This window comes from Streptomyces zaehneri (assembly GCF_032248645.1).
Classification (GTDB): Bacteria; Actinomycetota; Actinomycetes; order Streptomycetales; family Streptomycetaceae; genus Streptomyces; species Streptomyces coriariae.
The window spans coordinates 163,689-176,376 of the sequence record NZ_JASTTJ010000006.1 but is presented as its reverse complement, the minus strand read 5'-3'; the positions used below and the strand labels follow the sequence as shown (position 1 = coordinate 176,376).

Genomic DNA, 12,688 nt, shown 5'->3' with positions numbered 1-12,688 from the left:
GGGCCGACCGTTGCGGCGGACCGGCCGTTGCGGTTGAGGACCCTCCGGCGCGTCGCCCCGACGCACCAGCACCCACCAGGAGCGCCGCCCCAGTGTGCCGAGCGGCGCGCCGACCGGCGTGCCGAGCGGTGCGACCGGGTGGACCGGTCCTGGTGGAACTACGCGGGGCTTCCGCCAAAGATCCTTCGGCGCCGCCTATTGACAGCGGAGAAACATCAGCGCAACATCCGTAGCCATCCGCTACTAACTACCCAGTGGGTTAATTAGCCGGGCACGCACCCGGCGCAGCCGCCCCGCACCCCAGGGGACCGGCCCTACTCCCCTTGCCTCACTCCACGTACGTTGGAGTTCCCTCGAAGGAGCACGCCGTGTCCGTCCCCGCCGCACCTCCCGGCCAGCCGAAGAAAGCCGCCACGGCGGCCTGGATCGGCAGCGCTCTGGAGTACTACGACTTCTTCATCTACGGCAGCGCGGCAGCACTGATCTTCCCGAAGGTCTTCTTCGACGAGTCCGACCCGGCCACCGCGACCCTGCTGTCGCTGGCCACCTTCGGCGTCGCCTACGCGGCCCGGCCCGTCGGCGCGCTCTTCCTCGGCCACTTCGGCGACCGCGTGGGCCGCAAGAAGATCATGGTCTTCACGCTCATCCTGATGGGCGTCTCGACGTTCCTCATCGGCTGCCTGCCCACCCGCGCGCAGGTCGGCACGCTCGCGCCCGTCCTGCTGGTGCTGTGCCGCGTCCTCCAGGGCATCTCCGCGGCCGGGGAGCAGGCCAGCGCCAACTCCATGACGCTGGAACACGCGCCGTCGGAGCGGCGGGGCTTCTTCACCAGCTTCACCCTCAGCGGCACCCAGGGCGGTCAGCTCCTCGCCACGCTCGTCTTCATCCCGATCGCGGCCCTCCCCGAGAAGCAGCTGCTGTCCTGGGGCTGGCGGGTCCCGTTCTGGCTGAGCATCGCGGTCGCCGTCGTCGGCTACGTCATCCGCCGCAAGCTGGAGGAGACCCCGGCCTTCGCCGCCCAGCAAGCCACCGGTGAGGTCGTCAAGCTGCCGCTGGCGGTACTGATGCGCGACCACTGGGCGGACGTCCTGCGGGTGGTCGCGGGCGCGCTCGTCGCCTCGGTCAGCACCATCTTCACGGTGTGGGCGCTGGCCTACGCGACCAGCGACTCGGTCGGGATGAGCCGCACCTCCATGCTGTGGGTGGGCGCGCTGGCCAACGTGGTCGCGCTGGCGGCCATCCCGGCGTGGGCCATGCTCTCCGACCGCATCGGCCGCCGTCCGGTGTACCTGATCGGCGCGGCCGGCAGCGCGGTGATGATGTTCGCCTACCTGTGGGCGATCTCCACCGGCTCCTACCCGTTGATCCTGCTGCTGGGCATCGCCACCTTCGGCGTGGTCTACAGCGCCGCGAACGGCGTGTGGCCCTCCTTCTACGGTGAGATGTTCTCCACCCGCGTCCGCCTGTCCGGCATGGCGATCGGCACCCAGATCGGCTTCGCGGTGGCCGGTTTCGCGGTCACCTTCGCCGCGCAGATCGCGGGCCCGGACGGCGACGGCTGGTCCTCGGTGGCCCTCTTCACGGCGGCGCTGTGCGTCCCGCCGGTGATCGCGGCCCTGTCGGCCCGGGAGACCGCGGAGATCCCGACGGAGCAGCTGGGTGAGCGGGGGGCGCGCAAGGCGTCCCAGCCGGAAACGGTTACCGCCTGATCCCGGGTCCACCGCGCCTTCGCGACTCCCGGAGATTCCTGACGGCGTGACTCTCTGAAACGGGATTTCCGTGACTCCCGGTTCCGCGCCTCCCGAGCCCCCGGCCGCCTTCTCGGCGCCGGGGGCTCGGCCGTGCGGGCCGAGGGGGCGAGGTGACGGGTGGGGGCGGGTGGAGAGGCCGGCAGGGGTGACGAGTGGAGGGGGGCAGGGGTGACGAGTGGAGAGGCCGGCAGGAGGACGGGTGGAGGGGCCGGCAGGAGGACGGGGGGCGACGATCAACCCTGGGAAACGCCGGGAACGGCCCGCTCGACGGCCGCGTCCAGCAGCGGAGCCAATTCCGTCGCGACCGTGGTCAGGGCCCGGACGTCCCGTTCCGCCCGGGCGACAAGGATCGCTCCCTCCAGGGCGCTGATCATGAGGGTGGCCAGTGAGCCGGACCGGGCCGCCGGGACGCCCATGCCCGTCAGGGCCTCGGCGACCGGGCCGGTCCAGGTGGCGAACGCGGCGGCCGCGGCCTCCCGGGTGGCGTCGCCGGAGGCCGCGCAGTCGACGGTCGCGGCGGCGACGGGACAGCCGGCTGCGAACCCGGACGCCGCGTACTCGTCCGTCCACTGGCGCACCATCGCGGCGAAGAGCCCGGCGGGAGTCGGCTCGCCGGTCCTCGCCGACTCGTCCAGGAACCGGGCCACGCGTTTGCCGGCGTAGCGGCCCGCCCAGTCCACGGCCTCGTTGACGAGCTGCTGCTTGCCGCCGGGAAAGTAGTGCTGGAGCGAGCCCCGGGGCGCACCGGCGTGGACGGCGACCTCCCGCATTCCGGTCGCGCCGACTCCGTCGCGGCGGATGAGCTGGGCCGCGCTGAAGACCATCCGCTCACGGGGTCCGCGTTCGGGCACCGGCATGGTCGGCCTCCTCCGGGGTGTGGCACTCGCCGCATACGACGAAGGGGAATCCTATGACCGGCGTCATAGGACTCGCTACTATGACCGCTGTCATAGAGTGCGGGGAAAGGCGGCGGCCATGCAGGTCGGATTCATCGGTCTGGGCGTGATGGGCCGCCCGATGGCGCTGCGGCTGGCCCGCGCCGGGACACCCCTCGTGGTGTGGAACCGTTCGGCGGCTCCCGCCGAGGCTCTGCGGGCGGCCGGCGCCGAGGTCGCGGCGGACCCCGCCGGCGTGTTCGCCCGCACCGACGTCGTGATCCTCATGCTGGCCGACGGATCCGCCGTCGACACCGTCCTCGGCCGCGGTACCCCGGACTTCGGCGCGCGGGTGACCGGGCGCGTGGTCGTCACCATGGGCACGACCTCGCCCGAGTACTCGCGCGCGCTGGAGGCGGACGTGCGCGCGGCGGGCGGCAGTTACGTCGAGGCGCCGGTCTCGGGCTCCCGGGTCCCGGCCGAGCAGGGCCGGCTGGTGGCGATGCTCGCCGGCGAGGAGGAGGCCGTGGACACCGTACGGCCGCTGCTCGCCCCGATGTGTCACGAGACGTTCCGCTGCGGCCCGGCACCCGGCGCGCTGCTGATGAAGCTCGCGGTGAACCTCTTCCTGATCACGCAGGTGACCGGCCTCACCGAGGCGTTCCACTTCGCGCAGCGGCAGGGACTGGACCGGCGGCTGTTCCTGGACGTCGTGGCGGCCGGCCCCCTGGCGAGCGGGGTCTCGCGGATGAAGGCGCCCAAGCTGCTGACGGGCGACTTCGCGGTACAGGCCGCCGCCCTGGACGTCCTGAGGAACAACCGCCTCATCGCCGACGCCGCACGCGCGTCCGGCCTGGCCTCCCCACTCCTCGACACCTGCCACGCCCTGTACGAGGAGACCGTGGCCCTCGGCCACGCGGGCGCGGACATGGTCGCCGTCCTGCACGCCCTGGAAGCCCGCAGCGACGCCGGCGACGGGTCCGCCGGCTAACCGTCGTCGGCGCCCTTGGGGATGCCGTACGCCCGCTCCACCCGCAGGCGCAGCACCAGGCGGCGGTCGCGGACCATGGCGGCGCGGTAGTCGTCCCAGTCGGGATGCTCGCCCACCAGGTCGCGGTAGAGGCGGACCAGCTCCTCGACGGTGGCGTCGTAGGGGTCCTTCGCCACCGGGGAGAGGTCGGCGGTGCCCTCGGCGACCGTGTAGGCGCGGCGGTCGGCGGCCGTGACGTGGTACGACGCCCGGGGGTCGCGCCGCAGGTTGCGGGTCTTGGCGCGGCCGTCCGTGACCGAGATCCGGACGACGCCCTCGTCCGGACTGTAGTGGTGGACAACGTTCGACAGCTGAGGGCGGCCGTCGCGCTTGAGGGTGACCAGTACCCCACCGCGGCCCTCGGAGAGCAGTGCGAGCAGCGCGTTCTGCGTCGTGTCCTGAGTCATGTCGACACAACCGGCGACGCCCCGGGCCGCATTCCCCAGGTCGCTCTTCCCGAGCGAAGACACGCCCCAAGCGAGTAGACGCTGTCTACAGCAGCCTGGTAGACAGTGTCTATGAGCGACCCCGAAAAGCCGGACGCCGAAAAGCCGATCGCCGAGGAGCCCGCCTCCCGAGCGCCGATCTCCGAAAGGCCTGACCCCGATCTGCGGACCCGTCTCGTCGACGTCGGCGTGGACCTGGTCTCCCAGGAGGGCGCCGGAGCGCTCACGCTGCGGGAGATCGCACGCCGGGCCGGCGTCTCGCACGGTGCGCCGCGCCGCTACTTCCCCACCCATCTGGAGCTGCTGTCCGCCATCGCCCACCGCGGCTTCGCCCAGTTGGGCGCCCGGGTGACGACGACCCTCGGCGACGGCACCGCCGGCCCCCGCGATCAGCTGAGCGAACTGGCACGCGTCTACCTGGAGTTCGCGCTGGACAATCCCGGCATGTATGAGCTGATGTTCCGTCACGATCTGCTGGAGAGCGGCCATTTGCGGCTGCGGGACACCAGCCTTCCCTTGTTCGGTGTCCTGGTGGACCTGGTCGGCCGGCTCCGGCCCGGCGGCGGTGACGCCCGGTCGGTCGCCGGCGCGCTGTGGGCGAACCTGCACGGCATCGCCCAGCTCTGGCGCTGGGGAAGCCTCCAACTCGCGACGGGGACGGACGACTTCGCACCCCTTCTGCGGACCGCCCTGGACGCGCATCTCGGTCCGGAGGCCGGCCGGTGAGGCGCGCCCGCCCCTCCCTGCCACTCACGCTGGCGAGCAGCGTGGCCGGTGCCATGGTGGTCGCCCTTGACGGCACCGTGCTCACCGTCGCCCAGCCCACCCTGCGCCGCGACCTGGGCGCCTCCTTCACCCAGGTCCAGTGGACCAGCACCGGGTATCTCGTCGCGGTGGCGGGCCTGCTGGTGTTCGCCGGGAGGCTCGGGGACCGTTACGGACACCGGCGCACCTTCGCCCTCGGCATGCTCGGCTTCGGCGCCGCCTCGGCGGGCATCGCGCTGGCGCCGGACGTCGGGTGGGTGATCGGGCTGCGGGTCGTGCAGGGCGTGTTCGGAGCGCTGTTGCAGCCCGCCACGCTGGGAATGCTGCGCGCCGCGTATCCGCCCGAGCGGCTGCGGACGCCGATCGCCGTGCGCACCGCGTCCATCGGGGTGGCCGCGGCGGCCGGGCCGGTGGTGGGCGGGGCCCTGGCCACCGAGTTCGGCTGGCGGGCCGTCTTCCTCCTCAACATCGTGCCCACGCTGGTGTTCGGCCTGCTCGCCCTCGCCTCCCGGGACCGCCAGGACGGTGGGAACCGACGGGACGGACGGGACCCACGGGACCTACGGGACCGTTCGGGTCCCGCCGCCGGCGTCCCGCTCGACCTGCCCGGCGCCCTGCTGCTCGCCGTGGCCCTGGCCTGCCTGGTGCACACCCTCGTCACCCTCCCCGGCGTGACCTGGTCGGCGCCGGTCGCCCTCCTCGCCGGCACCGCCTTCGTACGGCACGAGCGCCGGGCGGGCTCCCCGCTGGTGCCGCCGGAGGTCGTGGGCTCCCGGGCGGTGGGCGGGGCGCTCGGTGTGCTCGTCATCGCGTCCGCGGCCCTCAACGGCGGACTGCTGACCTGCGTCTACGTGCTCCAGGACGACCTGGGGCTGACCCCGCTGCGCAGCGCGCTGCTCAGCCTTCCGCTGGCCGGGCTGCTGGTGGCCGCCGCGCCCGCCTCCGCCGTCCTGCTGCGCCGGTGCGGCGCGCGTGCCACGGTCGCCGGAGCGGTGGTCGTCCTCGCCGCCGGTCTCCTCGTCCTCGCCCGGGCCTCGGCGCCGGTCGCCGTCTGCGCCGGGTTCGCGCTGGTGGGCGCCGGGTTCGGCACCGTGATGGTCGCGGCGACCCATGTCGTCGTACGGCAGGCTCCCGCGGAGTCGGCCGGGGTGGCCGGCGGGTTGCAGCAGACCGCGATGAACGTCGGGCCGGTGCTGGGGGTGGCTTCGGCGACCGTGCTCATGGACCTGGGGGCGACGCGCTCACCCCTGGTCGTCCTGGCGTTCGTGGCCGCGGCGGCGCTACCGGTCTGCCGGGCCCTGCCGGGCGGCTCGCGAACGGCCCCGGCCGCCCTTGCGCCCGGTCCCCCGGCTGGTGGAAGCGACGCAACGCACACCGATCACGGTGCCGAAAGGGGTCCGCACACGCGTTCCCTACGCGACCATGAGGTCTGAGGTCGTCCGGGCGGGGTAGGCCGGGACCGCACCTTGAACAAGCGCACCGGAGGAAAACCATGGCACTGCTGCGGCAAGAGGTCGACCCGAGCGAGGTCGGGCTGGACGCGAAGGCGCTGGACCGGCTCGACCAGCACGTCGCCCACTTCGTCGACGAGGGGCGCCTGCCCGGGTTCCTCGTGGCCGTCTCCCGCGGCGGCCGGGTCGCCCACCTCACCGCGCACGGCCGCCGCGACATCGCCGCCGGACTGCCGGTCGAGGCCGACACCCTCTACCGGATCTACTCGATGACCAAGCCGGTCACCTCGGTCGCCGCACTGATACTGGTCGAGGAGGGCCGGCTGCGCCTCGACGACCCGGTGGCCGACCACCTCCCGGCCTTCGCGGACCAGCGGGTGTACGTGGGTGGCTCGGGCGCCGACCTCACCACCCGCCCGGTCGGGCAGCCCCTGCTGGTGAAGCATCTGATGACCCACACCGCGGGCCTGACCTTCGCCTTCTACCACTGCCACCCCGTCGACGCCCTGTACCGCGAGGCCGGTCTGGAGTCGGCGGTGCTGCCGGGCTCGGACCTGGCCGGGACGGTGGAGGCGTACGCGCGGCTGCCGCTCCAGTTCGAGCCGGGCACGCAGTGGAACTACTCGGTGGCCACCAACGTCCTGGGCCGGATCATCGAGGTCGTCTCCGGCCGGCCGCTGGACGAGTTCATCGCCGAGCGGATCTTCCGCCCGCTCGGCATGCCGGACGCCGGCTTCCAGGTCACGGACGAACAGGCAGGCCGACTGGCGGAGCTGTACAGCGACGCCGACAGCGGGGGGATCGAGCGGATCCCGGGCCTGCCGCTGTTCGGCCGCCCCCGGTTCCTGTCGGGCAGCGGCGGTATGGTGGCGACCGCATACGACATCCACCGTTTCAGTGAGCTGCTGCGCCGCCGCGGAGAGCTCGACGGCGTACGCCTGCTCCAGCCCGAGACGGTCGACCTGATGACCCGCAACCACCTCCCCGGCGGCGCCGACCTGCGGACCTTCGGCAGCCGCCCGGCCCACGACGAACCCGGCAACGACGGTGTCGGCTTCGGCCTCGGGGTCTCGGTGGTGACCGACCCGAGCCGCACCCAGGCACCGTCCGGGCTCGGCGCCTACGGCTGGAGCGGCGTCGCCACGACCACGTTCTGGGTCGACCCGGGCCGCGATCTGAGTGTCCAGTTCCTGACCCAGCTGAGGCCGCGGAAGTCCCTGAAGCTCTACCCCGAGCTGAAGCGGCTGGTCCACGAGGCGATCACCGACTGACCGGCCCGTCAGCCAGCGACCCGTAGCGTGAACTCGAGCCCCTGGTGGCTGAGTTCACGAAGCCATTCCTCGGAGCGCGGCGCCGTCCCGGCCGCGCGGCTCAGCCCGGGTGGCAGGGAGCCGTCCAGGATGTGCCGGACGCCCAGGGCGAGCGGCCGGGAGACGCAACGTGCCATCGCGCTCTCCTCCTCGTCGCCCTCCAGGTCCAGGAGGTAACTCCCGGACCACACCGTGCCGTTGCCGACACCCCCGGCCTGGTCGCCCGCTTCGCCGCCGTCCTGCGTGCCGCTCCCGGGCACCCACACCTCCAGCGACACGGCGAGGACCACGCGGTCGCGGTCGGTGTCCGTGGTCGGGTGGGCGGCCGCCAACTCCTGGGCCAGCGCGGCGACACCCGCGTCGTCGTCCGTCCTCAGCCGCTCGAAGACCGTGCCCCAGGCCCGCAGCCAGCCGTCCAGGCGCAGGGTGCCGCGTACGAAGGTCTGCGGCTTCCAGGCCCGTGGCAGCCCGTACTGCTCGATGAACGCAACGCTGTCGCGGTTGGGGTAGACCTCGAAGGTCTCGCCGTCGACGAGGTGCTCCCGGGTGGCCTCCCAGGGCCGGCCGACCACGGTCTCGATGCCGTCCTCGACGTAACGCGCCGGCGAGCGAAGGGCGTTGAGGACGCCGAAGGGGGCCCAGCTGAAGCGGTACCTGAAGTCGTCGGGAACGGCCGGGACGCCTCCGCAGTACGAGGTGAGGCGGTACGAGGCCGCCGTGTCGTCGCCGATCGCCCGCCGGGCGCGCGCCACCAGGCTGTGCGCGAAGAGGTGGTCGATGCCCGGGTCGAGGCCCGCCTCGGTGAGGACGACGAGCCCGGCCCCGGTGGCCGCGGGCACCTGCTCCAGCATCGCGTCGGAGACATAGCTGGAACACGCGAAGTGGGCCCGCCGGGTCACGCAGGCCGCCAGCAGCGCCGCGTGCTCGGACGCGGGCAGCATCGACACCACGACGTCCCCGGGCGCCAGTCGCCCGGTGAGCGCGTCGAGGGTGTACGCGAGCGGCTCGGCGCGTCCGGTCAGACCCAGCCGGTCGAGGGTCTCGGCCGCCCGCTCCACCGTGCGGTGCCACAGCCGCACACCGTCGGTGTGCTCGCACAGGGCGGCCAGGCCGCTGCCCGTGGACAGGCCGGCCCCGATCCAGTGGACGGTGCCGGTCACCGCAACCAGGTCAGTCACGACCGAACTCCTCTTCAGCCGGTCCGAGTTCGCGGGAAGCTCGACGGAAGCGGTCCAGACAGCGGCCCCAAGGCCCGCCGACGCCGAAGTCCGTCAGCCGGGGTGCCAGGTCCGCCGAGAAGTCGACGCTGGACTCGCGCGGCAGCAGGGACGGCAGGTTGTCGATGGCGATCAGGTCGAGCGGGGGCTCCTTGCGCAGCCGGCGCACCGGGTCCGTCCACTCGGTGGTGCGGTCGTACACCGGCAGGACGTTGAGGGGTGAGCCCACGTCGCAGGTGACGTCGCAGAGGGTGCGCAGCCGGCGGGCCGGGTCGTCGAGATCCCGCTCGCGGACGAACGGCGGTACCGGGGCCTGGGCGAGGACGCAGTTGACCATCACGTCGTGGGCCAGCAGGGCGGTACGGTCCAGGTCGCCGGTCTCCGCCAGGTCCCAGCAGGTGGGTTCGGCTCCGGCCGTGGCGAACGCGGCCCGCGCCCCCCGGCCGCTGCGGCCCAGGGCGCCGACGACGAGGGCGGTGAACTCCTCGTCACCGGCGGCCGGACGCAGCCTCTCGTCCAACGCGTCCTTGCCGGTCGGACGCAGGGGTGCGGCCAGCCGGCCCCGGTGCTGGAGGACCGCCAGGGCGGCGCCCAGGTAGCCCGCCCAGAAACCGAAGGCGGCGAGCCGGCGACCGTCGTCGTCGACCAGGTACTCCAGGTCCAGGAGCGCCCCTCCCCCGGCCGCGAACCGGCGCAACAGGCTAGCGGCACCCGGCTGTTGCTTGTACGCGTGCCCGAAGAAGACATGACGGTGCCTCAACTTCGCCGGCTGATCCGGGAGTTCCTTCAGACCGAGGACGACCGCCTCGGACGGTGCGGACACTCAGGAGCCGGCGGGGACGATCCGTGCGCCGACGGCCTCGTACTCCCGCGCCGGGAAGACGCGCTGCGGGGAGTCCTCGACGGTCAGTTCCACACCGGCCTCGACGAGGCGGCGGGCGTCGTCGGGGACGACCGGGGTGCGCCGTTCGGTGGTGCGGACCTCGTGCCGCAGCCACAGGTGCAGTTCGGTCATACGCGGTTGGCCTCCGGACGCGGGGCGTCGGCCGCGAAACGGTCGGCGCTCAGGGGGGTGACGTCCACGAAGGGTACGCGGCCGAGACACAGGTCGCGGACGACCTCGCCGACGGCCGGCCCCTGGAGGAAGCCATGACCGGAGAAGCCGGTCGCATACAGAAAACGGGATACCGAAGACGCCTCGCCGATCAGCGCGTTGTGGTCCGGGGTGACCTCGTACAGCCCCGCCCAGCCACCCGTGCGGCGCAGGTCGAGAAGGGCGGGGGCGCGGCGCTCCATGGCCGCGGCGAGCCGGGGGATCCACCGGTCGTGGGTGTCGGTGGCGAAGCCCGGCCGTTCGTCGGGGTCGGACATGCCGACCAGCAGACCGGGGCCCTCGCCGTGGAAGTAGAGGCTGCTGGTGAAGTCGATGGTCATGGGGAGGTCCGGCGGCAGACCGGGGACCGGTTCGGTGACCGCGATCTGGCGGCGCAGCGGCTGCACCGGCAGTTCCACGCCGGCCATCGCGCCGACGGCCCTGGACCAGGCGCCGGCCGCGCAGACCACCGTGTCGGTGGTGACGCGGCCGAGGGTGGTCTGCACGGCGGTGATCGTGGCGCCCCGCCGTTCGATGCCGGTGACGGCGGTGTGCCGCAGGATGCGCGCCCCGTACCGGCGGGCGGCGGCCGCGTACCCGTGGACGACGGCCTCCGGGGTGCAGTGCCCGTCGTCGGGCGAGAACGCGGCCGCGAGTAACCCGTCGGTGCGGATCAGCGGGGACAGGCGCCGCGCCTCGGCCGGGTCGATCATGCGGCTGGGCACCCCGAGCGCGTTCTGCAGCCGCACGCCCGCCTCGAAGGAGGCGACCTCCTCGGGCGTGGACAGCAGGAACAGGTAGCCGACGCGGTGCAGCCCGATGTCGTACCCGGTCTCCTCCTCGAACCGCCCGAAGCTCTCCAGGCTGCGCGCCCCGAGCTGGATGTTCAGCTCGTCGGAGAACTGGGCGCGCACCCCGCCGGCGGCTTTCGAGGTCGAACCCGCGGCGAGTTCGTCGCGCTCCACCAGCAGGACGTCACGGACGCCGGCGGCGGCGAGGTGGTAGGCGATGCTCGTGCCCATCACCCCGCCGCCGATGACGACTACCGAGGCATGCGTGTTCACCCGGGCGGCTCCTTGTCACGGCGGCACCGGCCCGTACGCCGGGACCGGGGCTGTCGTAGGCCATGGCCGCCGTGATCCCTACCCCTCGGGGCGGCGGTCCCAAGCCGATCAGGACCAGTGCGCCACCGCGTCCAGGTGGGGCAGCCGGTGGTCCAGGCGCTCCCGCTTGGTACGCAGGTAGGTGATGTTGTTCTCGCACGGCTCGATCAGCAGCGGGACCTCCTCGGCGACCCGGATGCCGTTGTCCACCAGCGCCTCGCGCTTGCGCGGGTTGTTCGACATCAGGCGGACGGAGTCGACGCCCAGGTCGCGCAGGATGTCGGCGGCCACCTTGTAGTCGCGGGCGTCGACCGGGAAGCCGAGCGCGACGTTCGCCTCGACGGTGTCCAGGCCCTCCGCCTGCAACGCCATCGCCCGCAGCTTGCCGAGCAGTCCGATCCCCCGGCCCTCGTGCCCGCGCAGATAGACGACCACGCCGCGGCCCTCGGCGACCACCGCCCGCAGCGCGGACGCCAGCTGGTCGCCGCACTCGCAGTGCTGGGAGCCGAACGCGTCGCCGGTCAGGCACTCCGAGTGCAGCCGGGTCAGCACGTCCTCGGCGCCGATCTCGCCGTACACCAGAGCCACTTGCTCGTCACCGCGGTCGTGGTCCATGTAACCGACCGCCTGGAAATTCCCGTACACGGTGGGCAGGGGGGCATTCACCACGCGTTCCACACCGGTGCGCTGCGGGGTCTTCGTGCCGAGTACGCCAATTTTTTCTGTCATGATCTGGTTCCTAAGCAGAGACGAAGGGCCGGGAAGAAATGAGTGGTTCGGAAATACGGTCGGCGGCGTACGGACTGGTGCCGGCGGACACCTGCGAGGACGTGAGGACCCGGGGCGCCGGCGTCTCGACACAGGTGGCGGTCCTGCCCGTCGGAAGCTTCGAACAGCACGGACCGTACCTGCCGTTGGCCACCGACACACTGGTCGCCTGTGCCATCGCCCGGGAGATCGCCGGAGCGTACCCGGTGCACCTCCTCCCGCCGGTGACCATCGCCTGCTCGCACGAGCACGCGGCCTGGCCGGGAACCGTCAGCATCTCCTCCGTGACCCTTCACGCGGTGGTACGGGACATAGCGGCGTCGCTGCGCCGCTCGGGCGTCGAGGCCTTGGTGCTGGTCAACGGACACGGCGGGAACTACGTCCTGGGCAACGTCGTCCAGGAGTCCTCCGCCGCAGGTGAGCGGATGGCCCTCTTCCCGGCCCCGGAGGACTGGGAGGCGGCGCTGGAGCGGTCCGGGGTGTCGACCTCGCTGCTCACCGACATGCACGCCGGGGAGATCGAGACCTCGATCCTGTTGCACGCCCACCCCGAACTCGTCCGGCCCGGTTATGAGTCGGCCGATTTCGTCGCGGACGACCGCCGTCATCTGCTCACGCTGGGAATGTCCGCCTATACCGATTCGGGCGTCATCGGCCGTCCTTCCCTGGGGTCCGCGGAAAAGGGGAAGGAACTCCTGGCGAGCCTGGCGGATTCCTTCGGCGCGTATTTCTCCTTGCTGACCACGGGGGCCGGGACGGCTTCGGGAACCGAGATCCGTACCGCCGCGACGGGTGGGTCCGACGCCGGTGACGACTGCGGGGCGGGTGCCGCGACGTCGTCGTGACGGCGCTCGTCCGGCCCGGGGTCCGTCTTCGCGG

General features: G+C 72.7%; 11 protein-coding genes and 1 pseudogene. 6 read left to right on the top strand and 6 right to left on the bottom strand.

What is annotated here, in order from left to right; genetic code table 11:
• Positions 1–368: 368 nt before the first annotated feature.
• Entirely contained in the window at positions 369–1,709 is a 1,341-nt protein-coding gene (locus QQM72_RS12640; RefSeq protein ID WP_314220937.1) for an MFS transporter, read from the top strand.
• Positions 1,710–1,984: 275 nt separating this feature from the next.
• Here the strand turns inward: QQM72_RS12640 and QQM72_RS12635 are convergent, their stop codons facing one another.
• The gene (locus tag QQM72_RS12635) at positions 1,985–2,608 is read right to left on the bottom strand and encodes a TetR/AcrR family transcriptional regulator (protein WP_314220936.1); all 624 of its coding nucleotides are present in this window, start codon (positions 2,606–2,608) and stop codon (positions 1,985–1,987) included.
• On the opposite strand from QQM72_RS12635, the gene QQM72_RS12630 reads away from it, so the two are divergent.
• Complete coding sequence (locus tag QQM72_RS12630; protein ID WP_314220935.1) at positions 2,550–3,617, top strand: NAD(P)-dependent oxidoreductase; 1,068 nt, start codon at positions 2,550–2,552, stop codon at positions 3,615–3,617. The two genes, QQM72_RS12635 and QQM72_RS12630, sit on opposite strands and share 59 nt — an antisense overlap.
• On the opposite strand, the gene QQM72_RS12625 is transcribed toward QQM72_RS12630, so the two are convergent.
• Entirely contained in the window at positions 3,614–4,063 is a 450-nt protein-coding gene (locus QQM72_RS12625) for a TIGR03618 family F420-dependent PPOX class oxidoreductase (protein ID WP_314220934.1), read from the bottom strand. The genes QQM72_RS12630 and QQM72_RS12625 overlap by 4 nt on opposite strands.
• Positions 4,064–4,174: 111 nt before the next feature.
• On the opposite strand from QQM72_RS12625, the gene QQM72_RS12620 reads away from it, so the two are divergent.
• Genes QQM72_RS12620 through QQM72_RS12610 form a run of 3 tightly spaced genes read left to right on the top strand, consistent with a single transcriptional unit; the run spans position 4,175 to position 7,589 of the window.
• Positions 4,175–4,828, top strand: coding sequence for a TetR/AcrR family transcriptional regulator (locus tag QQM72_RS12620; RefSeq protein WP_314220933.1), 654 nt, complete (start codon positions 4,175–4,177; stop codon positions 4,826–4,828).
• 53 nt (positions 4,829–4,881) lie between these two features.
• Positions 4,882–6,300: an MFS transporter gene (locus tag QQM72_RS12615; RefSeq protein WP_314221088.1), complete on the top strand. Its 1,419-nt coding sequence runs from the start codon at positions 4,882–4,884 to the stop codon at positions 6,298–6,300.
• Positions 6,301–6,359: 59 nt separating this feature from the next.
• Entirely contained in the window at positions 6,360–7,589 is a 1,230-nt protein-coding gene (locus tag QQM72_RS12610) for a serine hydrolase domain-containing protein (RefSeq protein WP_314220932.1), read from the top strand.
• 8 nt (positions 7,590–7,597) lie between these two features.
• Here QQM72_RS12610 and QQM72_RS12605 read toward each other — a convergent pair whose 3' ends face one another.
• The 4 genes and pseudogenes from QQM72_RS12605 to ribA form a co-directional block, all read right to left on the bottom strand.
• Complete coding sequence (locus tag QQM72_RS12605; protein ID WP_314220931.1) at positions 7,598–8,806, bottom strand: saccharopine dehydrogenase family protein; 1,209 nt, start codon at positions 8,804–8,806, stop codon at positions 7,598–7,600.
• Positions 8,799–9,860, bottom strand: a pseudogene (locus QQM72_RS12600) (saccharopine dehydrogenase). The gene QQM72_RS12605 and the pseudogene QQM72_RS12600 overlap by 8 nt, the downstream one beginning before the upstream one ends.
• Complete coding sequence (locus tag QQM72_RS12595) at positions 9,857–11,002, bottom strand: NAD(P)/FAD-dependent oxidoreductase (RefSeq protein ID WP_020125710.1); 1,146 nt, start codon at positions 11,000–11,002, stop codon at positions 9,857–9,859. Before QQM72_RS12595 ends, QQM72_RS12600 begins: the two are co-directional and overlap by 4 nt.
• Positions 11,003–11,110: 108 nt before the next feature.
• Entirely contained in the window at positions 11,111–11,770 is a 660-nt protein-coding gene (gene ribA / locus QQM72_RS12590; protein ID WP_314220930.1) for a GTP cyclohydrolase II, read from the bottom strand.
• Between the two features lie 38 nt (positions 11,771–11,808).
• On the opposite strand from ribA, the gene QQM72_RS12585 reads away from it, so the two are divergent.
• Entirely contained in the window at positions 11,809–12,654 is an 846-nt protein-coding gene (locus tag QQM72_RS12585; RefSeq protein WP_314220929.1) for a creatininase family protein, read from the top strand.
• Positions 12,655–12,688 lie beyond the last annotated feature (34 nt).